The organism is Marinobacter sp. MA, from assembly GCF_048298425.1.
Taxonomy (GTDB): domain Bacteria; phylum Pseudomonadota; class Gammaproteobacteria; order Pseudomonadales; family Oleiphilaceae; genus Marinobacter; species Marinobacter salsuginis.
This window is the reverse complement of the sequence record NZ_CP103058.1, coordinates 3,140,018-3,166,410: the sequence shown is the minus strand read 5'-3', so window position 1 is coordinate 3,166,410 and position 26,393 is coordinate 3,140,018. Positions and strand designations below refer to the sequence as shown.

Genomic DNA, 26,393 nt, shown 5'->3' with positions numbered 1-26,393 from the left:
TACTTGCAGAAGCTTCCGGATCTCGGCTTTCACCTATTAACCTGCCCGCAATTGCTCCTCTGGCCTGCCACAGCCAGGGACCCGGCCAACGCGGTCCTGCCTCAGGAGTGATCACAAAAACAAGTTGATGAGGTGACAATCATGTTTATCAAACGAACCCTGTCTTTCGTGGCGGCTGCGGCCGTCTCCATGTCTGCCATGGCCTGGCAGCCCTCCGGGAAAGTGGAATGTCTTGCCCCTGCCGATCCCGGCGGCGGTTGGGATTTCACCTGCCGCAGTGTCGGTAACGTGTTGCAGGATCTTGCCCTTGTGGATGGCAGTGTGCAGACCGTCAACATGGCGGGCGCCGGTGGCGGCGTCGCCTATGCGCACACGGTGAGCAAGCGGGCCGACGATAATAAGCTGCTCGTTGCCGCGTCTACTGCCACCACCACCCGCCTCGCCCAGGGGCAGTTCCCCGGTATGAACGCCGATATGGTGACCTGGGTCGGTGCGCTCGGTGCCGATTACGGCATCATTGCCGTTGGCAAGGACTCCGAGTACCAGTCCCTCAATGCCCTGATGGATGCCGTAAAGGCCAACCCGAAGTCTGTGAAGTTCGCCGGTGGCAGCGCACGTGGCGGCTGGGACCATCTCAAGGTGCTGATTGCTGCCAAGGCAGCGGGTGCCGACAAGCTCCCCTCGATACCCTACCTCTCCTACAACAACGGCGGCGAGGCTATGAGTCAGGTTGTTGGTGGACAGGTGGACGCGTTCACCGGAGATATTTCGGAAGCCACCGGCTTTCTTGAGTCTGGTGACCTGAGGGTGGTAGCAGTGCTCTCCGAGGAACGTCTGCCCGGAAAATTCAGCGACCTTCCAACAGCTAAGGAGCAGGGCATAGATGCGGTTGGTCCTAACTGGCGTGGCTTCTATATGCCAAAAGGCGCCAGCGAGGAAGCCAAGTCCTACTGGGTTGAGGCTGTCGATACTCTCTACGCCAGTGAGGAGTGGAAAAAGGTTATGAAGAGCAATGGCCTGATTCCGTTCCACCCGCCGGCTAGCAAGTTCGACGAGTTTGTTCGCAACCAGGTGCAGGACATTGAGAACCTCTCACGTGAAATAGGGCTCCTCAAATGACCAGTCTCGGTGATCGTATTCTCGGTCTGGGTCTGCTCGTTCTCGCCGTTGCCTATGGCTGGGCCGCCCAGCAGTGGCCCGAGCCATTCGGTGGTGCCGAGACCGTGGGCCCGGAAACCTTTCCCACCATGCTCGCGGTTGTTCTGGTGGCAGGTAGCCTCTACCTCATGATCAAGCCAGATCCGGATGCCCAGTGGCCGATGGGCAAATCCGCCTTCGAACTTATGGTTTCGCTGGTGGTTCTTGTGGTCTACACGCTGCTGCTGGAGCCTCTCGGCTTTGTCATTGCCACCACCCTAGCTGTGGGCACCCTCAGTTGGCGCATGGGCGCGGCGCCAAAACCGGCGTTCCTTACCGGTCTGCTGAGCGCTGTGGTGGTCTTCGTGCTGTTCAATTACGGATTGTCCCTGAGTCTCCCGGCCGGCTTGCTGGAGGTGCACTGATGGAAACGCTTGGCTTCTTGATGGAGGGGTTTGCCGTTGCGTTGACCCCTTACAACCTGATGTTTGCGCTATTCGGTGCGTTCGTAGGCACCTTGATCGGGTGTCTGCCCGGTCTGGGGCCTGCGAATGGTGTCGCCATTCTTATTCCCCTGGCTTTCACCCTTGGCCTGCCGCCGGAAACCGCGATGATCCTGCTGACAGCAGTGTACGCTGGTGCCATGTATGGTGGTCGGATTTCCTCGATCCTGCTGAACATTCCGGGTGATGAACCGGCGATGATGACCTGTCTGGACGGCTATCCCATGGCTCAGAAGGGCCGGGCAGCCGACGCCCTGGCAGTTTCCGCAATTGCCTCCTTCGCTGGCGGTCTGATTGGCACTATCGGTTTGATCATGCTGGCTCCGGTGCTGGCCAGGTTTGCCCTTACCTTTGGACCCGCCGAGTACTTCGCCCTGTTCCTGCTGGCCTTTGCCACGCTGGGTGGAATCACCGGCAAGAACCCGGTGAAAACCGTGGTCGCCGCCACTCTGGGGATCATGATCTCCACCGTGGGCATCGACATCTCGACCGGAACCCAGCGTTATACCTTCGGTGTTCTGGAGTTGTATGAGGGTATCGACTTCATCCTGGCCATTGTTGGGCTGTTCGCCATCTCCGAGCTGCTGTTTTTTGTGGAATCCCGTATGGGCCGCGGCCGCGACAAGATGAACGTGGGCAAACTGACTCTGACCATGAAAGAGTTGGTGATGACCATTCCGACCCAACTGCGTGGGGGTGTGCTTGGTTTTATCTCTGGCGTTCTGCCTGGAGCCGGGGCCTCGTTGGGGAGCTTTATCAGCTACACCCTGGAGAAACAGGTAGTTGGCAGGAAAGGCAAATTCGGAGAGGGCGACATCCGGGGTGTTGTTGCGCCGGAAGCCGGTAACAACGGCGCATCTTCTGGTGCCCTCGTTCCGATGCTGACCCTGGGGGTTCCCGGAAGCGGTACCACGGCGGTTCTCCTGGCCATGCTGATTTCCCTGAATATCACGCCGGGACCGCTGATGTTCACCCAGAACGCGGACATCGTCTGGGGCGTGATCGCCGCCCTGTTGATCGGTAACGTCCTGCTTCTGGTGCTGAACATTCCGCTGGTGGGCTTTTTCGTGAAGCTGCTGTCGGTGCCGCCGATGTATCTGCTGCCGATCGTTACCATGGTGGCGTTCGTTGGCATCTATTCGATCAGCCACAGCACTTTCGATCTGTACTTCATGGTGGCTTTCGGCGTCGCCGGCTACTTCCTGCGCAAGCTGGAAATACCGTTGGTGCCGATCATCCTTGGCCTGCTCTTGGGGCCGGAGATGGAAAAGAACCTTGGCCATGCCCTGGTGCTCTCGGATGGGGACTGGAGCGTGCTCTGGGCCAGCCCGCTCGCAATGGGACTCTGGATCGTTGCAGGCCTGGGGCTGATTCTTCCCTACCTGGTAGGTCCCCTGCTGCGTCGGCGAATGAACGCTGCCATGAAAGAAAACCCGGTCAGCGATTAGGTTTGCCGCGACTGAGTCAACCTGACGATCTGTTGTCAGTCTTTGCACCGGGCCAGGCCCGGTGCCTTTTTATAGGCCATCGAAAAAGTCGTGAATCATCCCCCAGGGTGACAGACCTCCTCCAACTGTCTTTGGTAGGATGACAACAGAGAAATTCGGGGAAGGTTTTTTTATGAGGGTAATGTTGCTGGGTGCCACCGGTTTGACCGGTGGCAAGGTGCTGCAGGGTTTGCTGGGCAGGGATGAAGTTTCGCAGGTGGTGGCGCTGGTGCGGCACAAATTGCCAACTCTGCATGACAAGCTGGACCAGCATGAGGTCGATTTCGACAAACTGGAGAATCACGCAGAGCTGTTCGATGTGGATGTGATTATCTGCTGCCTGGGCAGCACCATCAAAAAAGCGGGCTCACAAGACCAGTTCCGGAAGGTGGATCTGGGGTACCCTCTGAAAGCGGGAGAACTCGGTCGCTCCCAGGGTGTGCGGGCGTTTATCCTGATGTCCGCCATTGGTGCCTCATCCTCGTCGACCATTTTCTATAACCGGGTAAAGGGCGAGCTCGAGGACGCTCTGAGAGGTCTCAGCTATCCCTATCTCTCCATCTATCACCCGAGCCTGTTGTTGGGCGACCGAAAAGAACAGCGCACCGCCGAGGCCCTGGGCATAAAAGCGATGCCTATGGTCAACCGACTGCTGATTGGTCCCCTGGACAAGTACCGCGGTATCGAGGCGCAGACGGTAGCCGATGCCATGGTCAATGAGGCCTGCAGCCTGGCCTCAGAACCGGCTGCCGAGCAGGTGGTTCAGACTCGCGAGTACGATGAGATTGTCCAGTTGGCGGGTTGAGCCGGTTATTTGCCGTTCAGAATGCCGAGTACCAGGCGGCCGGCCAGGCCAAGCAGAATGGCGCCAAAGATACGCTCGAACCACACGGCCTTCTGCCTGAGCAGGGTAAGCCATTTCGGGTTGGAGAACAGCCAGGCAACAATCAGGTACCAGCTGGTATCAATGACAAGGGCGGTTGCGGCGTAGCCGAACTTGGCCATCAGGCTGGTGTCGGTGCCCACGACCTGGCTGAAAAGCGCCAGAAAGAAGACGGCGATTTTCGGGTTGAAGAAGGCAATCAGAAAGCCGTCGCGGGCGGCACTCTTGGTGGTAGGCGGCTCGGGCAGTTCGTCATCCGGCTGCCGTTTTGCCATCAGCCCTTTCATTCCCAGCCAGGCGAGATACAGGGCGCCGCCCCACTGCAGGATTGAAAACGCCGTTGGCGAGGCGGTGATGATGGCGGCCAGCCCGAGAATGCTAAGGAAGGCATAGATGCCGACACCGATGCCGTGGGAAAGGGCGGTAATGACGCCGTTGCGTCGACCGCCGGTAAGCGTCTGTTTGAGGACCAGGGCCAATGACGGGCCCGGTGACATGGCGCCCAGAACGCAGATGGTGACAACGGCCAACCAGGTGGCAAGCGTCATGATGAGTCAATCCTTTGCAAATGAAACAGGCTGCCAAGTCTAGCAGCCTGATCACCGTCAAAAACCTGGAAACTGCAACCAGTTCAATACTCACTCACCGGCCAGAATCCAGCGGGCGGCCTTTTCCGCAATCATCAGGGTTGGGGAGTTAGTGTTGCCGCTGGTGATGGTGGGCATGACCCCGGCATCCACCACGCGCAGTCCGGCCACGCCCCGGACCCGAAGGTGCGGGTCGACTACTGCCTGGTCATCATCGGCCCGCCCCATGCGGGTTGTTCCCACCGGGTGAAAGATCGTAGTGCCAATATCTCCGGCAAGCTTGGCCAGTTCCTCGTCGGTCTGGTACTCAAGGCCTGGTTTGAATTCCTCGGGCTGGTACTGCTGGAAAGCCGGTTGTTCGGCAATACGGCGCGTCACCCTCAGAGAGTCGGCAGCCACTTTTCGGTCTTCCGGCGTACTCAGGTAATTCGGCGAAATGGCCGGCGCCTGCTTTGGATCGTTACTGCGGATGCGCACGGTGCCCCGGCTGGTGGGGTTCAGGTTGCAAACGCTGGCGGTGATGGCCGGGAAATTGTGAAGTGGTTGGCCGAATGCGTCCAGGCTCAGGGGCTGAACGTGGTATTCGATGTTGGCGTGTTTGTACTCCTCGGAGCTGCGGGTGAACAGGCACAGCTGTGACGGCGCCATGCTCATGGGGCCGGAACGGGTGAGGAGATACTCCAGACCGATACGGGCCTTTCCGATCAGGGAGTTGGCCATGGTGTTCAGGGTTGTGGCGCCTTTTACCTTGTACACGGACCGGATCTGCAAGTGATCCTGGAGGTTCTCCCCAACGCCAGGAAGGTCGGCAACCACATCAATTCCGTGCTCGTTCAGAAGGTCGGCAGGGCCAATGCCGGAAAGCTGGAGCAGCTGAGGTGAGCCAATGGCGCCCGCGGACAGGATGACCTCTCGTTTTGCCCGGGCGATGACGTCATCGCCGCCAGAGCGCTCGACCCGGACGCCGACACAGCGGGGCCCTGAGCCGGAGTTCTCTGTTTCCAGGCCCAGCACCTGGGTTGAGTGCCACAGGGTCAGGTTGGGTCGCTTTTCGGCGTCCCTGAGGAATGCTTTGGATGTGTTCCAGCGCCAGCCGGAGCGCTGGTTTACTTCAAAGTAGTCCACGCCCTCGTTGTCGCCGCGGTTGAAATCCCGCGTACGGGGTATGCCAGCCTCAACGCAGGCGGTAGCGAAGTCCTCCAGCACTTTCCACTTCAGGCGCTGGTGCTCCACACGCCATTCGCCTCCGTGGCCGTGGTACTTGTGATGCTCCGGGTCGGCATCGCCGCCATCATCAAGGCGATAATGGTCCTCGTGGCGCATGAAATCGGGAAGGCAGTTGTCCCAGTTCCAGGCGTCCTCGCCGGTTATCTCGGCCCATTGGTTGTAATCCCGGGCCTGGCCGCGAATGTAAAGCATCCCGTTTATGCTGGAACACCCCCCGAGCGTCTTGCCCCGCGGGTAAATCAGGGAACGGCCATTCAGGCCGGGGTCCGGCTCGGTGCGGAAGCGCCAATCTGTGCGTGGGTTGTCGATGCAGTACAGATAGCCGACCGGGATGTGAATCCAGTGGTAGTTATCCCGCCCGCCTGCCTCAATGAGCAATACCCGATTATCGGGATTCGCGCTCAGGCGATTGGCGAGCAGGCAGCCGGCTGAACCGGCGCCTACCACGATATAGTCGAATTCCTGCTGTCCCGTCGCGTTATTGTTGTCGGGCATGGCGCTCTCTCCGCAGCTGCGTCTGTCGTTATTTGGCTGTTGGCATCACAAATTCGGCGCCGGCATCAATGGAATCAGACCAGCGCTGCATGATGGATTTCTGGCGCGTGTAGAACTTTACGCCCTCTTCGCCGTAGGCGTGGGTATCGCCGAACATGGAGCGCTTCCAGCCACCAAAGCCATGCCATGCCATGGGTACCGGGATGGGTACGTTGATTCCGACCATGCCGACCTGGATCCTGCGGCCAAATTCCCGAGCCACGCTGCCGCTCTCGGTAAAGCAGCTTACGCCGTTACCAAATTCATGATCATTGATCAGGCGGATGGCGGTGGCGATATCCGGTACCCGGACACAGGCCAGAACCGGGCCAAAAATTTCTTCCTTGTAAATCGTCATGTCGGGCGTGACATGATCAAACAGTGAACCGCCCATCCAGAAGCCATCGGCACAGCCCTCGCCCGTGTTCGACGCATCGAACTCACGGCCATCAACCACCAGTTCAGCGCCTTCGGCCACTCCCTTGTCAATGTAGCCGGTAATGCGCTGGTGTGCGGCGGCAGTCACAATCGGGCCCATCTCGGCATCAAGCTGTTCGCCGTTTTTCACTTTCAGGGCGCGGGCTCTTTCGGCAAGCCGGGGCATAATCTTGTCGGCAACATCGCCAACAAGCACGGCCACACTGATGGCCATGCAGCGTTCGCCGGCACTGCCGTACGCGGCACCAATCAGGGCATCAACGGCTTTGTCCAGATCGGCATCCGGCATGACGACCATATGGTTCTTGGCGCCGCCAAGGGCCTGAATGCGCTTGCCGTGTTTTGCGCCTTTCTCGTAGAGCAGGTTAGCAATGGGTGTAGAGCCGACAAAACTCAGGGCCTGAACATCCGGGTGCTCGATCAGGGCGTTCACAGCCTCTTTGTCACCCTGGACCACATTGAATACGCCATCGGGCAGGCCAGCCTGTTTCAGCAGGTCGGCAATCATCAGGGACGCGCTAGGGTCCAGCGGGCTGGGTTTCAAAACGAAGGTGTTCCCTGCGGCGATCGCTACCGGAAACATCCACATGGGCACCATGGCCGGGAAGTTGAAGGGGGTTACGCCGGCGACCACGCCCAGGGGCTGGCGGGTGGTCCAGTTGTCGATTCCGGTGCTGACCTGCTCGGTGTAATCGCCCTTCAGAAGCTGGGGAATACCACAGGCAAACTCGACAATGTCGATGCCCCGGGCCACTTCGCCCTGGGCGTCTGTGAACACCTTGCCGTGTTCCGCGGTGATGGCGCGGGCCAGATCATCCTTGTGCGTGTTCAACAGCTCCAGAAACTTGAACATGACCCGTGCCCGGCGGATGGGCGGGGTGTCGGCCCAGGCGGGGAAGGCTGCATCGGCAGCAGCGACAGCAGCGTTCACATCCTCGCGGTTGGCCAGGGCCACCCGTCCGGTTACCCGGCCGGTAGCCGGGTTGAATACCTCCTGGGAGTGGCTGGATGTGCCGGGAGATATTTGGCCATTAATATAATGCTGGATGGTTGCTTCGGTCATGGATGCCTCTGTCTGTTCGTGCCCAGCCTCTAAAATGGGACAGAATGTTTGATTCTGCGGGCTAAAATGAGCGTTGATTAATATCTGACCATATAGGTTAGGGGTGGCTATTGGGTAAAGCAATTGAGATTTTTAAAAGCACAATATAAGTTAATCTTATATCGTGTCCTGTAAGCGAGGTCTTCTATGCATCCCCTTCAGAGCCTTCGGGCATTCGTTACCGTGGCGCGGGAGGGTAGCGTTTCCCGTGCAGCAATTCGCCTTCACCTGACCCAGCCCGCCGTTAGCCTGAAGCTTAAGCAATTACAGGATGAGTTAGGGCTGAAACTGTTTCTACGCAAACCCCAGGGGCTGGTCCTGACACCGGATGGCCAGGCTCTGCTCCCGCCGGCAGAGAAAGCGCTGGCAGCCGTGGCCGCCTTTGAGCAGAGCGCCCGGGCAATGCACAGCACGCTGCGAGGGCGATTGCGCATCGGTACCATTGTGGATCCAGAATTCATCCGTCTCGGTGCGTTTCTGCGCCGGTTGGTCGAACGGGCGCCTCAACTGGAGACCGAACTAAGGCAGGGCATGAGCGGCAGCGTATTGGAGCAGGTACGGGATGGCCGGCTCGACGTCGGCTTTTTTCTGGCTCCGCCGGGTGTTGGGCCGGGGTCACTGGCACCCGATGTGACTCATCGTGAGCTGACCCGGTTCAACTATTATGTTGTTGCCCCCGCGGGCTGGGGGCCGAGAATTCGGTCTGTGCAATGGTCTGATCTGGCCACCATGCCCTGGATTGTGACGCCCGAGGACTCCGTTCATCACCGGCTACTCAAAGGCACTCTGGATCCCATGGGCTTAATGCCCCGTGGCGTGGCTCAGGTCGATCAGGAGGCCTGCATGCTGGACCTGGTTCGGGCCGGAGTGGGCCTCAGCCTCGCGAGGGATGCGCTGGCCATGGCTGAGCGCCAGGAAACCGGTCTGGAAATTGTCGATGGGGTACAGTTGCCTTGCGCACTCAGTTTTATATGGCACCGGGACCGGCAGGACGAGCCGCTGATAGCCGAGGCGCTGGAAGCCCTTGCGGGCGTCTGGGCTGTTAGCCCAGCGTAGCATCCAGGAACATCATCACAGCGAACCCGCCCATCAGGCAGAAGGTCGACATGATCTTCCATTGCCGGTGGTGAGTTTCCGGGATGATTTCGTTACTGATGATGAACAGCATGGCGCCCGCTGCGAAGCCCAGAGTCCAGGGCATCAGCGGTTCGGCCAGCCATACCAGGGTGGCACCGAAGAGGCCGCCCAAGGGTTCGGCGAGGCCGGTCATCAGGGCAATGCCGAAGGCTTTGGTGCGGGAATAGTCAATGGCAAGCAGTGAAAACGCCACGGCCAGTCCCTCCGGGATGTTCTGAAGGCCGATGCCGGTGGCCAGCACATAGCCATTGTTCACATCACCGCCGGCAAAACCGACGCCAACGGCCATGCCTTCCGGGAAGTTGTGAAGGGTGATGGCAACGATGAAGAGCCAGATGCCGCGAATATAAGAGGCGTCCGGTCCTTCCCGGCCAAGCTCGAAGTGCTGGTGTGGCAGTCTCTGGTGAACGAAATAGAGCGCGGCAGCTCCAGATAGCAGACCGAAAATGACGATCAGGGCGGAAGTCCAGGTTTCGCCGGTAATCTGCTCCCCATACTCCAGTCCCGGCAACAACAATGAAAAAAATGAAGCCGCGAGCATGACACCCGCGGCCGACGCGAGCATTCCGTCCTGCAGTTTATGGGTCAGGGTGCGAACAAGGAACACGCCCAGAGCGCCGACGCCGCTGGCGAGGCCAGCCAACAGACTGGCCATGGTTCCCAGCCAGACAATACTGATGTCAGAGGTCATTCAGTCTCCCTTTCGCTTGTGATGTCAGCATAGCAGTTCAAAGTAGCTACGCAGGAGGAACCCAGCTGGGTTCCTCCTGCAACATCGATAGCGAGGGAGAGACGATCAGGCGGCGTTTTGCTTGCGCCAGGCCAGTTCGTTGGTAATCGTGGCCTTCGGTTGCAGCATCGCGAAATCGATGTCTGCTATCTCTTTGCCGTCTTTGAGTCGCTGCACGAAGTCGGGGTTTGCGAGCGCTTTCTTGCCGACCGCAAGCAGGGTATGGGGGAACTGGTTGGCAACGTCCTGGCAATTGGTTTCATCAATGCTGCCGTTGAGGATCAGGTTGATGCCTTCAACGCTGGCCGCCACGCTAGCCAGACTTTCGTTTCCTTCCACAAAGTGCTTCCGGTTCACGTCACCGTCGGTGGTGTGAACGAAGTCGGCACCGGCATCACGCACGGCCTCCACAATTTGGCGGAACCCTGCTGCACCCTCGGGCAACTGGTAGTCGGGGTCGGTTACGGTGCCCTGGGACAGTCGAATGCCGACGGTAAAGTTCTCGCCAACAGCCTCCCTTACTGCGCGGACGACTTCCACCACCAGGCGAAGCCGGTTTTCCAGATCTCCGCCGTACTCATCCTCGCGGCGATTGAAATACGTGCTCAGGAACTGATTCAACAGGTAGCCATTGGCACCGTGAATCTCAATACCGTCAAACCCGGCGGCCTTCGCATTGGCGGCGGATTGTGCGAAACCATCAACAGCCGCCTGAATGTCGGCCTTGGTCATGGCCGCAGGGGTTTGCCATTCCGTCTGGTCACCGTAAAACCCAAGCGGTGCGCCTTTGGGTGTGACTTCACTGGGGCCCTGGGGCTGTTCGGTGAAACGGTTTGCCTGGAACTGCGCGCCGGCGTGCATGAGCTGAACAATGATTTTGCTGCCTGCGGCGTGAACCCGATCGACAATGGCTTTCCAGCCATCGATCTGTTCCTGGTTTATGATGCCGGGTTGGTTGGCATAGCCCTGACTTGCCTTATCGTCGGTGTAGGTGCCTTCAGTGATCACCAGTCCGAAGCCGCCTTTTGCATAGCCTTCGTAGTGATCGGCCATCAGGGCATTAGGAGTGCCGTCTGGCTCTGCGCTGGTCCGCGTCATCGGTGCCAGGGCGAATCGGTTAGGTACCTCAATGGTGTTGAACTTTATGGATTGCATCACGTCGCTCATAGATACCCTCACATATCAGTGAATTGATGGGCACCTACTATCGGGCCGCGCCACGGACTCTTAAAGCGAAGAATATCGACACAGCCTGTCAATATTTTTGAACGATTATTCTGAGGGAGCGGATTTTTTGTCCGAATGCCCAAGCGAGCGGTCCGGCGCAATCTGATCCCGAACCAGCTGTTTGAGTCTGGTAATTTCCGGGAAGCCACCGTCCTCCTTGCGAGACCAGATGCGCTTGTCATTGATCCATACCTCGAAAACCCCGCCAGTGCCGGGATGCAGGCTGAGCTCATTGATTTCACTTTCGAAGGTTGTCAGCAGCTCCTGTGCCATCCAGGCCGAGCGCAAAAGCCAGCGGCAACCCGTGCAGTAATGGATATCAATTTTGTTGGTCATGATGATGCGTGTAACTCCTTTCTCTTCTCGCTGCCCAGTTGCAGCTTGAGACGTTGAAAAAGCTGATCCTGAAATTCCCGGGATAGGGGGTAAAGATGCCCGAGCCCGGGCATTGTGCTCAGTTCCCCGGCAGGTAGGTTTTTGGTGAGATGGAGAGCATAGTCCATGGGTACGAAAGGATCCTCTTCGCCCTGGTAGATGAGTACCGGGGTCCGGACATCACGAAGGCTGAATCCCCAGTTTCCAAGCTCTGTCAGCAAATCGGTGGTAATGGCTCGTCCACCACTGTTAAGACACATGAGCTGATCTCTCCGGAATTCTCCCTCGTTAATTAACGCCTGCAAGAGCTTGCGATCACGTCTGCTGGTCATTTCCTCGGCACCTTTGAGATACAGCCCCGGGTGACGCCTGGACAGCCAGACCATCAAGGTGACAGCCAGTCGGGTCAGTCGGGGGCTGAGCCGGACCAGCTGCGGGCCTGGCCATCGTGTGGCCTGAAGCAGTCCGCCGGAGCCCGGATATTCAGCAAAATGTGTGAGACCGGAAAGGCAGACACCGAGATCAACCCTACCCGGCAGTCTGTAACAGCAAGCCAGGGTCCGCGAACCGCCGCTGGACCAGCCGATATGACAGAAGTGGGCAAGCTCCAGTGAATCGGCAAGCTGTTCGATATCGTCCGGGTAATCGAGAAGTTTGCGCCCGGGTTGGAAATCTGAGTTGCCGATACCGGGACGGTCCGGGCTCAGGATGCGAAATCCGTGCTCCCGGGCTTTGTCGTGAAAGAAGCGGCCCTCGAGACGGCTGCCCGGCATGCCGTGACCAAAGACAATCGGGTAGCCAAGAGGGTCGCCAAGGTCTGTGTAGGCCAAAATCCTGCCATCTCTGAGCGTCAGAACCCGATCCCACTGGCCAGCGGCGTTAGTCCGTTTCATGTGTTGGATAGACCGAGCGGGACAGGGTAGGGGCGCAGCCGACGACGCCTCGGGCCTGTTTGTGGGCGTGAAGATACCAACGCTGGCCGGGTTCTGCGAATGTGGTTTCGCTCACGGAGAAGTCCGAATTTTCCATGGTTGCCGGAATTGGCGAGCCGTCGGCGTGGCGATATACACAGCTCACGCCGATGGTCAGCGCTGTGGCTACCGGTAGCTCAACAAAGCCATCCTCTCTTACATCCGGCTCTTCGCCATTGATAGCAATGATCTTGAGACAGGGGCCGTAATGCACCTTCTCGAGATCATCCAGGTATTCGTTGAGACAATGACTGGCGCTGACGAAGACAGTGTCGGCCTCAATCCCGTCCTGGCCGGCGGGCAGCGACTGACAGCCCTGGAGTATCAGTATCCCGAAAACCACGAGCAGAATCTGTTTCATGATTTCTCCTCAACTGATGGGTGTATCCTGTTTCAGAGCTTCGCCCGTTCCGGATTCGAGACGGATACCGGTGTAGTGTAGCGCGTATCCCCCTCGGCGGTTTTCCGGAGCTGGTCGATCAGGCGGGCGTCGCGGTTGTACAAATCATTGCGGAACTGCAGTTGTCCCTCGTTATCCACCCACGACGTCCAGTACTGGATATGCACAGGCACGGGTTTCGGGAGCACGACCGTCTCCGGTTCTGCCCCGGAAACCACCCGGTCAATCTTTTCCCTGGACCAGCCGGGCGCCGATGCCAGAAGCCGCTCTGCGAGATCGAACGGTTGCTCCACCCGGATACAGCCAGAACTGAACGATCGCTCGGCCCGGGAAAACAGCCCGCGACCCGGCGTATCGTGCAGGTAAACATCGTACTGATTCGGAAACATGAACTTAACCTGCCCCAGGGCATTCTGGGGGCCGGGTTCCTGCACCAATTGGTACGGGAAGTTATTCCGGCTCAGTGATGACCAGTCAATGTCCAGAGGATCCAGCTTTTCCCGGTCAGCGCCCCAGCCCCGGTAAACGCTGATATTGAGTCGGGAGAGATAGTCCGGATCCCGGACTATCTGTGGCAACTGATCCTGAATCATCACTGTGCGCGGTACGGTCCAGGTGGGATTGAATACCAGATACCGGATGCGGTCGCTGAACACCGGGGTTTGACGGAAGGGCTGGCCCACGATCACCCGTTTGCGCAGCACTTCTTCCCCGTTTTCGACCATCTTCATCTCAAATCCGGCGATATTGACCAGTACATAAGTGTCGCCCAGGGTTTCCGGCAGCCAGCGCCAACGTTCGAGCGTGGCGTCAATCTGGCGCAGTCGTTCCACCGGCATCAGGTTAAGGGCCGTTACGGTGTCCCGCCCGATAAGACCATCGGATTCAAGACCATGTCGGGCCTGGAAACCCATCACCGCGGCTTCAAGTTCCGCATCGTAGACAAGAGGATCCGTACCGGTTTCAGTTTCCTGCGCAAGCTCTCCCAACAGAGAGAGTCTGCGGCGAATTTCACTCAGCCGCTCATCGCTGTCGCCGGGGCGAATGGTCGGGCGAGAGGCCAGAGGCAGCCAGGGCTGGCCCAGTAATCTGGTCAGGTCCTGTCGTGCAGTCATCAACTTTCGGTAGGCGGGATCGGATGGCCGCAACGAATCCAGTGTGCCGGTGATGTCCGAGCGCTCCAACGCATCCCGCAGAACGGATTCCATCTGGCGTTGGCGCCGATTGGCCGTCCACTCTGCGTGGACCGTTTGTGGGTTGACCTTGCCGACCAGCATGTGTGAGCTGAACATCAGAAAGGCGTCGGAGAAAAGCAGATCCAGATCGGCCCTCAGGTCCTCAGAGAAATCGCTCATGGGTCTGAGCGTCAGCCCCGAAAGAATATCCGCGTGATAGTCAGCCGGGTTCAGGCCGTCATCGCTGGCTTGTTCAACCGAATCAATCAATTGCCGGCGAAGCTCGGCTGATTGCCATACTCGCTGGTATCCGTTGGCGCCATAAAAGGCAGACAGTGCCTGATGGGCCATTAACCTGTTTCCGAGCACCTGCACCGGGAAACCGGCCTCCATGGCTTCAATCCTGGAGACAATGGCTTCGTCTGCGGCCAGGCAGCTGGGTTGCCAGAGGGTGGCAAACAGGGCAAACAAGGTCGGGGCGAGGTAACAACGTCTGATTCCATGCATGGATGTTCTCCACCTCATCCTTGAGAGGCATTAAATTGCGGTGGTCGGAGGGACGATACTTTGATGCTACCACAGTGGCATTTGTTCCCCACCTGGTCGCCGGAAAAGATCCTTCCGCAGCGGTTCCTCTTCATGGAGGTTGAGCCCAAGCCGTCGTGCCTTTTTGGTGAAGCGTTGGCGAATCAGATCCGGGTAGGGGCCCGTGCCGGTCATCCTGCGGCCGAAGGTGGCGTCGTAACTCTTGCCGCCTCGCAGGTCGCGCATCCGGTTCATCACATGCTCTGCCCTTTGCGGAAAATGCCGGTGCAGCCAGTCCTGGAACAGTTCGTCCAGTTCGTGGGGCAATCGGAGCATAATCCAGCTGGCGCGGGTAGCGCCCGCGTCCGCAGCGGCTTCGAGAATGGACTCGATTTCGTGATCGTTGATGAAGGGGATCACCGGTCCAAGGATAATCCCGGTTGGAATGCCGGCCGCCGAGAGCTGCCTGATCATCTTCAGGCGAGTGGCCGGAGCGGCTGTCCTTGGCTCCATGCGTCGTTTCAGATCGTTGCTGAGACTGGTGAGGCTGATACGCACAGAACAGAGCCCCTCGGAGGCCATATTGGCGAGAAGATCAAGGTCCCTGAGAATGAGAGCACCCTTGGTAATGATCGATACCGGGTGGCGGTACTCGGCAAGAACTTCCAGCACCTGGCGGGTGATTTTCTGATCCCGTTCAAGGGGCTGGTAGGCATCGGTATTGACGCCCAGGGCAATCGGCGAAACCCGGTAGCCGGGCCTGTCCAATTCTTCTCGCAGCTGCGCGGCAGCGTTCGGCTTGGCGATCAGCCGGGTCTCGAAATCCAGCCCTGGTGACATGTCCCAGTACGCATGGGTAGGGCGGGCAAAGCAGTAAATACACGCGTGCTCGCAGCCGCGATAGGGGTTTATGGACTGATCAAAAGGCACATCCGGGGAGGAATTGCGGCTGATGATGGATCTTGCGGTTTCCTGAATGACTTCAGTGGCCAGGGTATCGGGATTGAGGTCGTCCTCGGGATCGTTATACCAGTCGGGGTCGACCTCTCGGTCAGTAACAATGGGCTGGAAACGGTTGTGGGGATTCAGGGCGGTGGCGCGAGTTTTCATGGGCATACCCGATACTGTTTAAATGTACAGTATCGGGTATGCTAACCTCTGTAAACCGCCCGCGCAACCGCTGTTTCAGCGAGTCAGAGCCGAAAGCCCTGGGAGGCCTGGGTCAAGGCCGTTACCTGGGACGACAGTCGCTCGATGTGGGCGTTGAGCTTTTGGCGGATATCCGCGGTTTCTCGGGTGTGGCCGTGAATCTGCTCAACTTTCTGGGCGATTTCCTCGGTGGTGGTTGATATCCCCTCAACCGACGACACCACCTGGTTCATATCCCCCGCCAGTTGTTGGATGGAGCTGGTGATCTGTTCGATCGAATGAGCCGCCTCTTTTGAACTTTCCTCACCCTCGCCGGCGGACTTGAGGCCCTCTTTCATTAGTCCGGAAATCGCCTGGGTTTCACGGTTCAGTGACTCCACGATGTCGGCGATGCCATTAGTGGCAGACACGGTTTTTTCTGCCAGGGATCGAACTTCGTCTGCCACAACAGAAAAGCCTCGTCCGGCCTCGCCGGCTCTTGCGGCCTCGATAGCGGCATTGAGAGCCAGCAGGTTGGTTTGCTCAGCGAGACCGTTAATGACGCCGACGATGGAATTGACCTTCTCTCCGGTTTTGCTCAGCTGGCTTACCTGATCGTGGGTTTTCTGAATCCGCTCGGCAAGTTCGGTCATGGTTTTGGCGCTGCGCCTGACCACCTCGGCACCGGAATGGGCGGCCCCATTGGCACTCTGAACGGCGTCATTGACCGATTGGGTGTACTGGGCAATATCCACTGCGGTGTGGGAGATCTCCTGAACCGCCGTCGCCGTTTGCTCGGTCTCATCTTCGACCTGTTCGCCGTTTTTTCCCATCTGATCGATCAGTGCGTTCAGTTCGGTCTGAAGCACTGACAGCGTCCGATTACCCTCGACGACCTGGCCGATAACATCCGAGACATCGTCCAGCATTTTGTTGGCCGCCTGGCCAAGGCGGTTGAATTCATCATTCGGATTGCGGCCCGGCTCGAGGCGTTGGCTGAGGTCCCCGCCAGCAACCCGGGTCAGCAGGTTTACGGTTTCATTGAGCCGCCTGACCAGGGTGCTGGAGGCCGTCGTGAGTGTGAGTACGAGGATGATGACGACCGCTGCGGCGGTTGCAACGATGAGCCATGTTGAGGCTGTCCTGGCTGCGTCAGCCTGTTCGCTCGTTGCGACAATGATCTCCCGGCGGAGCAGGGTGTTCTGTTCCGAGATCAGGTCCCTGATTTGAGTGCCGGCGCCCGCGAGCTGGTTCTCGATGGCGGATAGATTCGCGATCAGCGTCTCGGCGTCGGAAAAGGCATCGTCGAAGGCCTGTACCGCCTTGCCAATGTCGATTTCCTGCCAATCCATTTCTGTGACCGTGGCCTGCATCCGCTCCAATGCTTCCCGTGTGGTCTGGGCGTAGGTCCCGTCGAAGGTTGCCAGGTAATCGCGGTAGGTAGAGGCGATGGTGTTGATTTCGTCGTTGAAGATCGAGATGCTGATTTGCCGGAGCCTCTCATCAATCGCATTGGACATCGTTGCTCTCAGCCCATCCGACGGCGTGAGCCCGAGTTGTTGGCTCAGGGCCAGCCATTGCGTGCGAAGTCGGGTATACTCCGCAACCTGTTTGTGGATTTGTTGTGCCGTGGTCTTTACAGCGTCGCCCGGGAGGGTTTGCGCTGATTCATTGAGTGCCGATGACTGGGTGGCCAGTGACGCCAGCCGCTGCTGATAGGTTTCAACCTGGTTTGGCTCCAGGCTTTCGCTCATTCTCTCGAGACCCAGCCAGTCGTTCAGCAGGGTGAGGGATGCTGATTCGTAGGCTCTCGCTTCGCTTTGGGCCTCGTATGCGTCCGATACTCTGCCAAGACCGCTCAGTGATGCCAGTGTGGCAATGGCCAGGCCAATCAGTGTGGCAACAATCAACAACAGGAACTTCTGCTTCCATGACAGGGCCATTCTCATCCTCCGGACAATGTTATTTTTCTTCGCAAATAGCTGAGTTTAGACCAGTTCCGGACAAATGACGGCCCTTTTGACGACAACCGGGAATCCATGTCTGATCTCGCAATTTACCAATATCTCCTGATTGCACTGATTTTCGTCTGGAGTGGTTTTGTCCGTTCCGGGCTGGGATTTGGTGGTGCCGTTCTGTCCCTGCCATTCCTGCTGCTGGTTCTGGATCAACCGTTGGTCTTCTTGCCGATCATTGCGGTTCATCTTCTTGTGTTTTCTTCCCTGACCATCTGGATGAACAACCGCAGAGGGTCGGGTGAGCAACGTCAGGCGGGAACGGGAACCGTCGACTGGCAATACCTCTGGCGAATTCTCGGCATCATGATCGTGCCCAAGCTGATTGGCGTGTTTGGCCTGATTACTATGCCGTCCGACATTCTCAGCGCCATCATATTCGTGATCGTGGCGCTTTATTCGGTCTCCTACATCGTTAACCGGCCCTTCCGCAGTGGCAGCAAAACGGTGGATGCGATATTCCTGATGGTGGGGGGCTACATCAGCGGCACATCCCTGATCGGCGCCCCCCTGATCATAGCCGTGGCAGCCCAGCATTTGCCCAAAGAGAAACTCAGGGATACCTTGTTTGCCCTGTGGTTTATTCTGGTGCTGATCAAAATGGCCGCTTTCGTGTGGGCCGGCGTCGATCTTCAGCTTATCCACCACCTCTGGCTGCTGCCCTGTGCCGCGGTGGGCCATGTCATAGGGCTTTATGCTCACGACCGGATTCTCCGGGCCGAGACTCCGGTCTTCTTCCGGTTGTTGGGTACGGTGCTGCTGCTGGTGAGCAGCATCGGGATTGTCAGCGTCTTGTGGTAAGCGGAGTGGCGGGCTTCAGCCCGCGCGTCCGAACACTCTCTCGAAGAACCCAACCTCTCGTACGTCCGGAATCGGGAGGTTGTCGACTTCCTCCATGGCCCGTCGCCAGAATTTCTCGGGTTCATCCAGGTGGGCCACTTTAGCCCGCTCATCCGGGCTGTAGTGATTGTGTTCTCCGGCAATACCCTCGGCCATGAGGTCCTGGGTCCAGAGGTAGATCGCGGCGCGAACGGTTCTCAGCAGCCGGCAATAGGCGTCGCGGCTCAGATTGATGGCCAGTTCGGCCGTCAGATTGATCTGCTTCTGCAGCACCGCCATCTCGTCTTTTTCCAGCAGCACCCGGTTGCCGTTGCCCTTTTTGCAGTTCACGCAGATTTTCTCGAGGGCTTTTACCCCCTCGGGCAGGTCCATGTAACCGAATTCCTCTTTTTGCTGATCATCTACCGGTGCAGGAATCCAGCCGTATTGGGGAGATTTGGCAACAATGTGTCCGTGCAAACCACGCCGGTAGGGCGGTGCGGCTGCAACATCCTGGTAGCCGTCAAATTCGGTACGCAGCCAGGCCGCCATTTTCCGGTGGCGAAGCATCATGGCAAGGGTGATGGCTGAGGGCATGATCTCTTCGAGCAAATCGGAGGAATCCCGCGTGCGCTCGTCAAGATGGTTCACGGATGTTGACATTTCTCCTCCTCGACAACGGGGTTCCCGGTGTTCCTTCCCGTTGCACGTTTGTTGTTTTTGGCGTTCGGTAGTTGTATCTGTCATTGCCGGTGACTAAAAAGTAGTCAGATAATGTTGGGTGCGCCGTTGTAAAAAAGTTACTGCTTTGTAACTTCCGGTAATCAGCCAGACCACGGGAAGGGATCAAGACAATGAATCGGGATAATGGCTTCGAATCGCGCAGAGCTTCCATGGTGGATTATCAGCTTCGTGCCCGGGGAATCGAATCGCCGCTGGTGCTCGAGGCCATGGGCCGGGTTGCGCGTGAACGCTTCGTTCCCGAGCGCATGCGGGACTGCGCCTACGATGACAGCCCCCTGCCTATCGGGGCCGGGCAGACAATTTCTCAGCCTTATATCGTGGCGTTAATGACAGAAGCCCTGGACCTGGAGGGCGGGGAAAGGGTTCTCGACATAGGTACCGGCTCCGGGTATGCCGCCGCGGTTCTAGGGTGCATTGCCGGTGAAGTGTTCAGTATTGAACGGGTAGAGGAACTGGCCGATCGCGCTGCCCGTGCGCTTGCGGCCGAGGGGTTTGACAATGTCGAGGTTTGCTGTGGCGACGGCACCATGGGTTGGCCGGAGCACCAGCCTTACGACGGTATCGTCGTGGCTGCGGGCGCGCCAGCTGTGCCCGATTCGTTAAAGCATCAGCTTGCAGTTGGCGGGCACCTGGTCATTCCGGTGGGCTCGGAGCATTCCGTGCAGACACTAATGCGCGTTACCCGCCTGGCAGAGGATGAATTCCGGACCGATAACCTGGGCGCGGTGCGGTTTGTCCCCCTGCTCGGCGAGCAGGGGTGGTCTTGACTTTCAGATCTGACGTGCTGAATCAGCTGCCGGCGTTTGTGCTTTCGAAGATCTTGTCGGCGGATGCTGCCACGAAACCCGAGTAGAGCTGGCCGTCCGGTTTCGGATAACGCAGGGCAAACTCGTAGAAACAGCTGGGTATGGTCACTGTCTGGTCGGCAAACGCCACTGGTACACGGTCAGCCATGGTTGATGATTGCTCGAGCAGGTCTTCCGGCGAGCCCTTCACCTCCCCGCCAGATGCATTTACCTTGTAGCCGTGAGCTTTCAGCAACTGGTTGATTTCCGGCACCGAGCGGAACTGGTCCAGATGGTTGATGCTGACCGTGAAATGGTTGGCGCGATAGCCCCAGGCGGCCATCCAGGCGGCGTATTCGCTTTCCTTCATCAACTCGCGGTACGTGTTGTAATCGACTTGCCAGTGGCGCCCCGAATACAGGAAATCATCGGCGGCAACCGCTTCCGGCCTTACCTGTTCAACAAGCCGCTTCACCACAGACTGTAATTCCGGCGAACATTGCTCCACCAGCAGCTCGGAGATGAACACCTTGGGAAGCTCCAGGGAGGGGTGCTCATAATGCCTGGCATAGAGTTTCTTCGCCTCGAAATGGTATTCACCGCCCTGACGGTAGCCGAGGCTGAGAAAGTGCTCGGCCAGGGCGTCCAGGCGCACCGGATCCAGATTGAAGGTGCGAAGCGCAATATGATCGTTGACGATGGCCTGCCCCTCTTCGGCGCCCAGGGTTTTATGTATACGTTCGGCAGAGGGGGTCACCTGCCGATAGGACTCCCATAGCCTCTCGAACAGGGTGTCCGGATCAGTATGCATAGCGAATCTCCTCATTAGCCTGTTTGTGACGGGGCGGTTGGCGCTTCTGTGACTGCTTGCTGGTCTGGCCCAGGGGCAGGCAGCACACCAGACTGCCGTCGCCAAGGTCCAGTTGATTTGCGATTTGCGGTTCCACCACAAGGTCATTGCTGTATGTGGCAGGCCAGACCTGATCGGTCACCGTAGCCCTGAATTCTGAACAACTGGCGTTGGCAACTATAGCGGATTTACCGGTTCCTCCCGAATTGTCCGCCGGATCCTGTTGCCCGGTCACGGTGTTTGCCAGGAAGGTTTCCCGCACGCTGGCAATGTCTGACCTGCGGCACTCCAGGGTCGGTCCGCCGTCCAGAAGATCCACGAACCCCCGGTGGCGAAAGCCTTCGCGTTCCAGCATATGCCGTGCCGCACGGGTATCCTCGTGCACCTGGCCGATAGCCGCGATGGCTTCACTGGTCATCTGCCTTAGATACAAGGGTGTGGAGGGGATGAAGCGGTCAATGAAGCCGCTCTGGCCGCAGCAGGCCAGCTGTGTTGCAGACATGAAATCCAGATCCGCCACCTGGTGCCTGAGCCAGTCCCAGAACGGAGATTGGCCAGAAGCATCTGAAACACCTCGCATTTCTGCGATCACGGTGTCTGCGAACCGCTCCGGGTGCAGGGCCATGAAGAGAAAACGCACCCTGGAGAGCAGTTTGCCGGCATTGGCCCGTCGAAATTCAGGCCGAAGGTACAGCGAACAGACCTCGGTGCAACCGGTGTAGTGCTGGCAACGGGTCAGGCTTTCCTCAATCTGACGTTTCTGTCGATCTTCTGCGTGATGAATAACGGCATTGCGACGGAAATGGACGAGAGGGCGGTTGACGCCAGCGGCGGCTTCAATTCCGGTGGTGCCCATAATATCGCCGGTCGTGCTGTCCTCCAGCACGAAAAGATAATGTTCATCGCCTGGCTTCGTTACCGTTCGGGCGAAGCTTTCCACCGAGTGATCGATCTTTCGACTCAGGGCATCGCGATCCGGCATCAGCGAGGTGAAGCCAGGGCCGGATTCAGTGGCGATCTGTTCCAGGGCATCGAGATCCCTGGGGGCGATTGGTCGAATTATCATGGCGAGGATCCTGAGCATTGTTTAGGCTCAGTATGAAAGCCGAGGCTGCCAGATTGCAGCTGCATAACGCTCGAAATGGTCTACAATAACGGCAAATTGATAAGGAGTTTTGGCAGAATGATCAGTTCTCAGGATCAGAAGCTATTGATGCTGCTGAGGCAGAATGCCCGGGCCAGTATTACCGAGCTGGCGAAGGCCATGCATGTGTCACGGTCAACGGTACAGAATCGCATCGCCCGGTTGGAGGCCAGCGGGGTGATCCGCGGCTACTCGGTGCAGTTGGGTGGGGAGTTTTCTGCCAGCCAGGTGGAGGCGCATGTATCGATCAAGGTTTTCCAGAAACTGACCAGCCGGACCAATGCCGCACTGGAGGGGATCAGCCAGGTTTCGCAGCTGTTCTCGGTGAGCGGAGAGTACGACCTGATTGCCATCGTGCAGGCCCAGTCCCTGGAGGAGCTGAGCGCTGTGCTGGATGACATCGGCAATCTGGAAGGAGTTGAGAGGACCAACTCTGCCGTGGTCCTCGAAACCCGGTTCCGACGCTAGAAAAGCCTGCTACGATCAGGACCCCAGCATTCCGGCGTAGGCACTGTAGAAGAAGGCACCCGAACCCAGAAGAATGATGCCCCAGGCGGGAAAGATCAAAAACGAACGTTTTGCTTTGCTCATGGCCATATCCAATTTGCTCGGAAAGTGGAGTCACACTATTCACAGTAGCTCAAACTTGACAAATGTTACGAAAAATTTTGAGGAACAGCTCTCAGACGAGGATTAATTTGCCAATCGTGCGGGCACTAAATGCTATTGAGCGGGTCTGAAATGACGCTAGTATGAACAGGAATTGCAAACCAAAACATAAAGTAAAATAACAAAAAGGAGCCGTTTATGGCGGTAGATCCCCGGAAGCAGACCTCACTCCATTGCCTGTACTACTGGGCAGAGGAAACCCCCGATAACGTTTATCTTACCCAGCCGTACCCGGATGGCCGTGTCGAGGATATTACCTGGAAACAGGCTGCCGACCAGGTGTCCAGGATGGCCGCTTACCTGAACAGCCTGGAACTGCCCGAGCCCAGCAATATCAGTATCCTCGGCAAGAACAGTGCGCACTGGATCCTGGCCGACCTGGCGATCTGGGCGGCGGGCCACGTTTCCGTGCCGCTCTATCCCACGCTCAACGGTGACACGGCCGCTTACGTGCTTGAGCACAGTGAGGCAAAGTTATTGTTCCTCGGCAAACTGGATGGCACTGCGGACGGCTGGAACGATATCAAGAACCACATTCCGGACGACCTACCGATCATTTCGCTGCCCATGTCGCCACGGGACGACACCCCGAAATGGCTGGATATCATCACCGACCAGCAACCGGCAGAGCCCAAATTGCCGGATCCGGACAACCTGGCCACCATTGTGTATACCTCGGGCAGCACCGGCCGTCCGAAAGGCGTCATGCACAGTTTCCGCACCATGATTTCAGTGGCCGATGGCCTGCAGCAGTTGTTCCCGGTTTCCTCTGAAGAACGCATGCTGTCCTATCTGCCCCTGGCTCATGTGGCGGAGCGCGCAGCGGTTGAAACGCAGTCCCTCTATTACGGATTCCATCTCTACTTTGCGAATTCCCTGGATACCTTCCAGGAAGACCTGCAGCGGGCAAGGCCGACGCTGTTTTTCTCGGTACCTCGCCTGTGGATGAAGTTCTATCTGGGTGTTAACGCCAAATTGCCACCGAAGAAGCAGAAGCTGCTCTTCAACCTGCCCATTATCAGCGGTCTGGTCAAAAAGAAGGTTCTGAAACAGCTGGGACTGGACTATTGCCGGGCAGCCCTTACCGGCGCGGCGCCGCTGTCAGCGGATATCGTCAACTGGTATCGCAATCTCGGGCTGGAGCTGTTGGAAGTGTACGGAATGTCGGAAAACTTCGGGTATTCCCATGCCAACCGGCCCGGGCAGGCCCGTGCTGGCTCTGTGGGGATGGCTAACCCTGGAGTGGAACACCGTATCGGCGAGGGTGGCGAGGTGCAGGTGAAAAGCCCGGGGCAGATGCTGGGTTATTACAAGAATGAAGAGAAAACCAAAGAGGACCTTACTGACGACGGCTTCCTGAAAACCGGCGATATGGGCGAAATTGACCGGGACGGTACCCTCCGGATCACTGGCCGGGTAAAGGATCTGTTCAAAACGTCCAAGGGCAAGTACGTGGTTCCGGTGCCCATCGAGAACCGCTTCAATCATCCCAAGGCCGAGGTGGTCTGTGTCGCTGGCGCGAACCAGCCTCAGCCTTGCCTGATGGTCCTGCTTTCCGAGGAAGCCCGGGATGAACTGGAAACCGGCGCTGATCGCGGTGAGCTGGAGCAGGAACTGGCGGCCGAGCTGGACGCGGTGAACGCGGAGTGCGAGTCCCACGAGAAGGTCGCCTTTGTGGTTGTGGTCCGGGAGCCCTGGACCATGGAAAATGGCATGCTAACGCCGACCATGAAGATCAAGCGGAACGTGATTGAGGACTTCTACAACCAGAAGATGGACGACTGGTTCAGCCAGAAGAGTAAAGTCGTCTGGGAATTCTGATCCGCTAACGCAAAACGCCGGTGGCCCCAAGGGTACCACCGGCGTTTTCAAATCCTTATGTTCTATCTGTTCTCAGCCTGAGCGATCTCCCCGCTCATGCCAGACTCAGCTGCCGTTTAGTGGCCGCCCTGCATCTGGCTCATGTCCGGAGCAACGTTCGCTGCTTTCCGGTTAAAGTTCCGCATCTTACGACTGACAAACTGTACCGCCTGCTTTGCTGCAGCACGGGTATACTGGCGCCTGACCTCAGCACTGTTGTGGAGGATACTGGACGGCAGCGGGTTTACGGTTGCGATATGGTTCTGAGTCATAGCGCCTTCCTCCTTATTTCTGGTGAATTGATTAGCGATCTACCTTTAATTTACAGACGATTTTAAGGGTTCTTATTTGCAGCTCAAATACGTTAAAATCCCTACTCACGTTGCAAATATGCAGTAGCTATGGACTGGGATTATCTTCGATATATAAGGGCTCTGGCAATAGGTGGAACACTTGCCAAAGCCGGAGAACTACTGGGTGTGCACCAAACCACAGTTTTGCGTCGACTCGATCAGATGGAAGAGTCGATGGGGGTGCAGTTTTTTGAACGTAGCCGGGATGGATTGCATCTGACGCCGGTGGGCGAAACCGCGTTTAGGGAGGCCGAGCGGCTGGCCATCGAGATGGAAAATCTCGAGCGTAAACTGGTTGGTCAGGATTCAGCGCCGGTCGGCAAAGTGAGGCTGGCGGCCGAAGACGCAATGATGAATGCATTGCTCAGCCCGATCCTCGCCGAGCTGGTGCGCGAGTTTCCGGACATAGAACTGGAAACACTGACCGACAACGATGTGGCCAATCTGAGTCATCGCGAAGCCGACCTCACACTGCGATCGGAAAACAAGCCCCAGGCAACGCTCGAAGGCGAGCGGATTGCGGCCATCGAGTCTGCCGTTTACGGGTCTGCGCGTTATTGCCGGCGTCACCGCAACATGGACATCGAGAATCACCCGGAAGGTTGCCTCTGGATCCTGCCGGATGAAACCTTCAGCCATCTGGCCACTGGCCGGTGGTACAGGAAGCACCTGAAGAATGTCACTTCTTTCATTCGCTGCAACAGCTTGCAATCCATGCATGCTCTGGCGAAAGCTGGTGCCGGGCTGGCGGTTCTGCCCTGCTATCTGGGGGAGAGCACCCGCGAACTGCGCCGCTTGTCGGACCCGCTGGAAGGTGAAAGTGTTGATCTGTGGCTGCATGTCAATCAGGACACCCAGCAAATGGCCCGGGTTCGCATCGTCATGGAATACCTGGTTGAACGACTTCAGGCTCTGGAGTCCCAACTGGAGATTTCTTCGAGTTTCTAGCGCGCATCAGCCGCAAAATGGCCAGAACTGGTACCAGCGCCAGCACTGGAACTCCTGTTCGCAGGTTTTGAGCTGATTGTCATATCGGAAGGCCCGGTTCTGCACCCGTCCCGCCAGGTTCATGACGGCCGGCTTTTGCTCGAAACTCCGGCGAGCGTACCCTCCACGGCCCTCATGGTAGGCAAGATACAGCTTCCTGGGGGCTGAATAGGGAATACCCAGCTGTTGGTGGCTCAGCTGGTTGTACCAGCCGACGAAATCCAGCGCATATTCCATGTCGGTGCGCACGGTAAACCAGCCTTCGCCGTTGGCCACGAGATATTCCTGCCAGGCAGGGTCCAGGGCCTGGGCATATCCGTAGGCTGTTGTCGGCCTGGTCCAGGGGATAAATCCCCACAGCAGGGTTCGTGGCGGCCGGGCATGACTGCGGAACGAGGATTCGTAGTAGACGAACGCCATCTGGGTGGCGATGGGCGTGCCCCAGCGTTGCTCGGATTCGCTGGCGTAGTCGTACCACACGGGGTGCTCCCGGAAAATTTCGCAGACATCTTCGGGATTTGCCGGGGGATCCGGTGCCAGCAGGCTGAAGCGAAGGGTTGCCCAGGTGCCCATCAACAGACCGAGTATCGGGAGCCCATAC

The 26,393-nt window shown here is 58.0% G+C and carries 26 protein-coding genes; 10 read left to right on the top strand and 16 right to left on the bottom strand.

From position 1 onward, the window contains the following. Window positions 1–141 precede the first annotated feature (141 nt). The 4 genes from NUW46_RS14625 (at window position 142) to NUW46_RS14610 (ending at window position 3,932) form a co-directional block, all read left to right on the top strand. Window positions 142–1,119 (top strand): Bug family tripartite tricarboxylate transporter substrate binding protein, encoded by a 978-nt coding sequence (locus NUW46_RS14625; protein WP_153633807.1) that lies wholly within the window; start codon window positions 142–144, stop codon window positions 1,117–1,119. Beyond that, a complete protein-coding gene (locus tag NUW46_RS14620) occupies window positions 1,116–1,562 on the top strand; it encodes a tripartite tricarboxylate transporter TctB family protein (RefSeq protein WP_418140477.1) in 447 nt (148 codons plus the stop codon). Before NUW46_RS14625 ends, NUW46_RS14620 begins: the two co-directional genes overlap by 4 nt. Further along, on the top strand, window positions 1,562–3,088 hold the full coding sequence (locus tag NUW46_RS14615) for a tripartite tricarboxylate transporter permease (protein WP_418140476.1): 1,527 nt from the start codon (window positions 1,562–1,564) through the stop codon (window positions 3,086–3,088). Before NUW46_RS14620 ends, NUW46_RS14615 begins: the two co-directional genes overlap by 1 nt. 172 nt (window positions 3,089–3,260) lie before the next feature. Next, on the top strand, window positions 3,261–3,932 hold the full coding sequence (locus NUW46_RS14610) for an NAD(P)H-binding protein (RefSeq protein WP_418140475.1): 672 nt from the start codon (window positions 3,261–3,263) through the stop codon (window positions 3,930–3,932). A gap of 5 nt (window positions 3,933–3,937) precedes the next feature. Here NUW46_RS14610 and NUW46_RS14605 read toward each other — a convergent pair whose 3' ends face one another. The 3 genes from NUW46_RS14605 to NUW46_RS14595 all read right to left on the bottom strand — a co-directional run bounded on the left by NUW46_RS14605 (window position 3,938) and on the right by NUW46_RS14595 (window position 7,859). After that, a complete protein-coding gene (locus NUW46_RS14605) occupies window positions 3,938–4,558 on the bottom strand; it encodes a LysE family translocator (protein WP_069182908.1) in 621 nt (206 codons plus the stop codon). A 90-nt stretch (window positions 4,559–4,648) separates the two neighbouring features. After that, a complete protein-coding gene (locus tag NUW46_RS14600) occupies window positions 4,649–6,319 on the bottom strand; it encodes a GMC family oxidoreductase (RefSeq protein WP_418140474.1) in 1,671 nt (556 codons plus the stop codon). A gap of 28 nt (window positions 6,320–6,347) precedes the next feature. Next, entirely contained in the window at window positions 6,348–7,859 is a 1,512-nt protein-coding gene (locus NUW46_RS14595; protein WP_418140473.1) for a CoA-acylating methylmalonate-semialdehyde dehydrogenase, read from the bottom strand. Between the two features lie 186 nt (window positions 7,860–8,045). Between NUW46_RS14595 and NUW46_RS14590 the strand changes: the two genes are divergently transcribed. Further along, window positions 8,046–8,954, top strand: a complete 909-nt coding sequence (locus NUW46_RS14590; protein ID WP_153633801.1) for a LysR family transcriptional regulator — start codon at window positions 8,046–8,048, stop codon at window positions 8,952–8,954. Here the strand turns inward: NUW46_RS14590 and NUW46_RS14585 are convergent. The 8 genes from NUW46_RS14585 to NUW46_RS14550 all read right to left on the bottom strand — a co-directional run bounded on the left by NUW46_RS14585 (window position 8,941) and on the right by NUW46_RS14550 (window position 17,509). Then, window positions 8,941–9,726, bottom strand: coding sequence for a ZIP family metal transporter (locus NUW46_RS14585; protein WP_418140472.1), 786 nt, complete (start codon window positions 9,724–9,726; stop codon window positions 8,941–8,943). The two genes, NUW46_RS14590 and NUW46_RS14585, sit on opposite strands and share 14 nt — an antisense overlap. Before the next feature lie 105 nt (window positions 9,727–9,831). Further along, a complete protein-coding gene (locus NUW46_RS14580; RefSeq protein WP_418140471.1) occupies window positions 9,832–10,932 on the bottom strand; it encodes an NADH:flavin oxidoreductase in 1,101 nt (366 codons plus the stop codon). Window positions 10,933–11,037: 105 nt separating this feature from the next. Next, window positions 11,038–11,328 carry a SelT/SelW/SelH family protein gene (locus tag NUW46_RS14575; RefSeq protein WP_418140470.1) on the bottom strand — a complete coding sequence of 97 codons (291 nt, stop codon included), beginning with the start codon at window positions 11,326–11,328 and terminating at the stop codon, window positions 11,038–11,040. Next, complete coding sequence (locus NUW46_RS14570; RefSeq protein ID WP_418140469.1) at window positions 11,325–12,260, bottom strand: alpha/beta fold hydrolase; 936 nt, start codon at window positions 12,258–12,260, stop codon at window positions 11,325–11,327. The genes NUW46_RS14575 and NUW46_RS14570 overlap by 4 nt, the downstream gene beginning before the upstream one ends. Further along, a complete protein-coding gene (locus tag NUW46_RS14565) occupies window positions 12,247–12,699 on the bottom strand; it encodes a hypothetical protein (protein ID WP_418140468.1) in 453 nt (150 codons plus the stop codon). The genes NUW46_RS14570 and NUW46_RS14565 overlap by 14 nt, the downstream gene beginning before the upstream one ends. 32 nt (window positions 12,700–12,731) lie before the next feature. Further along, window positions 12,732–14,420 (bottom strand): L,D-transpeptidase family protein, encoded by a 1,689-nt coding sequence (locus NUW46_RS14560; protein ID WP_418140467.1) that lies wholly within the window; start codon window positions 14,418–14,420, stop codon window positions 12,732–12,734. 66 nt (window positions 14,421–14,486) lie between these two features. Further along, a complete protein-coding gene (locus NUW46_RS14555; protein WP_418140466.1) occupies window positions 14,487–15,548 on the bottom strand; it encodes a PA0069 family radical SAM protein in 1,062 nt (353 codons plus the stop codon). Window positions 15,549–15,631: 83 nt separating this feature from the next. After that, entirely contained in the window at window positions 15,632–17,509 is a 1,878-nt protein-coding gene (locus tag NUW46_RS14550) for a methyl-accepting chemotaxis protein (RefSeq protein WP_418140465.1), read from the bottom strand. Between the two features lie 96 nt (window positions 17,510–17,605). Between NUW46_RS14550 and NUW46_RS14545 the strand changes: the two genes are divergently transcribed. Then, entirely contained in the window at window positions 17,606–18,382 is a 777-nt protein-coding gene (locus NUW46_RS14545) for a TSUP family transporter (protein WP_136629403.1), read from the top strand. Window positions 18,383–18,397: 15 nt separating this feature from the next. Here the strand turns inward: NUW46_RS14545 and NUW46_RS14540 are convergent, their stop codons facing one another. After that, a complete protein-coding gene (locus tag NUW46_RS14540) occupies window positions 18,398–19,063 on the bottom strand; it encodes a hypothetical protein (protein ID WP_069182920.1) in 666 nt (221 codons plus the stop codon). A 191-nt stretch (window positions 19,064–19,254) separates the two neighbouring features. Between NUW46_RS14540 and NUW46_RS14535 the strand changes: the two genes are divergently transcribed. Then, complete coding sequence (locus tag NUW46_RS14535) at window positions 19,255–19,911, top strand: protein-L-isoaspartate(D-aspartate) O-methyltransferase (RefSeq protein WP_418140464.1); 657 nt, start codon at window positions 19,255–19,257, stop codon at window positions 19,909–19,911. Window positions 19,912–19,933: 22 nt separating this feature from the next. Here the strand turns inward: NUW46_RS14535 and NUW46_RS14530 are convergent, their stop codons facing one another. Both NUW46_RS14530 and NUW46_RS14525 read right to left on the bottom strand, forming a co-directional pair. After that, window positions 19,934–20,740 (bottom strand): DUF1338 domain-containing protein, encoded by an 807-nt coding sequence (locus NUW46_RS14530; protein WP_418140463.1) that lies wholly within the window; start codon window positions 20,738–20,740, stop codon window positions 19,934–19,936. Then, a complete protein-coding gene (locus tag NUW46_RS14525; protein WP_418140462.1) occupies window positions 20,730–21,845 on the bottom strand; it encodes an arginine N-succinyltransferase in 1,116 nt (371 codons plus the stop codon). Before NUW46_RS14525 ends, NUW46_RS14530 begins: the two co-directional genes overlap by 11 nt. A 117-nt stretch (window positions 21,846–21,962) precedes the next feature. Between NUW46_RS14525 and NUW46_RS14520 the strand changes: the two genes are divergently transcribed. Then, complete coding sequence (locus NUW46_RS14520) at window positions 21,963–22,391, top strand: Lrp/AsnC family transcriptional regulator (protein ID WP_069182924.1); 429 nt, start codon at window positions 21,963–21,965, stop codon at window positions 22,389–22,391. A 339-nt stretch (window positions 22,392–22,730) separates the two neighbouring features. Beyond that, window positions 22,731–24,413 (top strand): AMP-binding protein, encoded by a 1,683-nt coding sequence (locus tag NUW46_RS14515; RefSeq protein WP_418140461.1) that lies wholly within the window; start codon window positions 22,731–22,733, stop codon window positions 24,411–24,413. Window positions 24,414–24,529: 116 nt separating this feature from the next. Here NUW46_RS14515 and NUW46_RS14510 read toward each other — a convergent pair whose 3' ends face one another. Further along, complete coding sequence (locus NUW46_RS14510; protein WP_069182926.1) at window positions 24,530–24,724, bottom strand: hypothetical protein; 195 nt, start codon at window positions 24,722–24,724, stop codon at window positions 24,530–24,532. A gap of 129 nt (window positions 24,725–24,853) precedes the next feature. Here NUW46_RS14510 and NUW46_RS14505 point away from each other — a divergent pair, with 129 nt between their 5' ends. Further along, the gene (locus NUW46_RS14505; protein WP_418140460.1) at window positions 24,854–25,753 is read left to right on the top strand and encodes a LysR substrate-binding domain-containing protein; all 900 of its coding nucleotides are present in this window, start codon (window positions 24,854–24,856) and stop codon (window positions 25,751–25,753) included. A 6-nt stretch (window positions 25,754–25,759) separates the two neighbouring features. Here NUW46_RS14505 and NUW46_RS14500 read toward each other — a convergent pair whose 3' ends face one another. Next, complete coding sequence (locus NUW46_RS14500; protein ID WP_227549345.1) at window positions 25,760–26,365, bottom strand: hypothetical protein; 606 nt, start codon at window positions 26,363–26,365, stop codon at window positions 25,760–25,762. Window positions 26,366–26,393 lie beyond the last annotated feature (28 nt).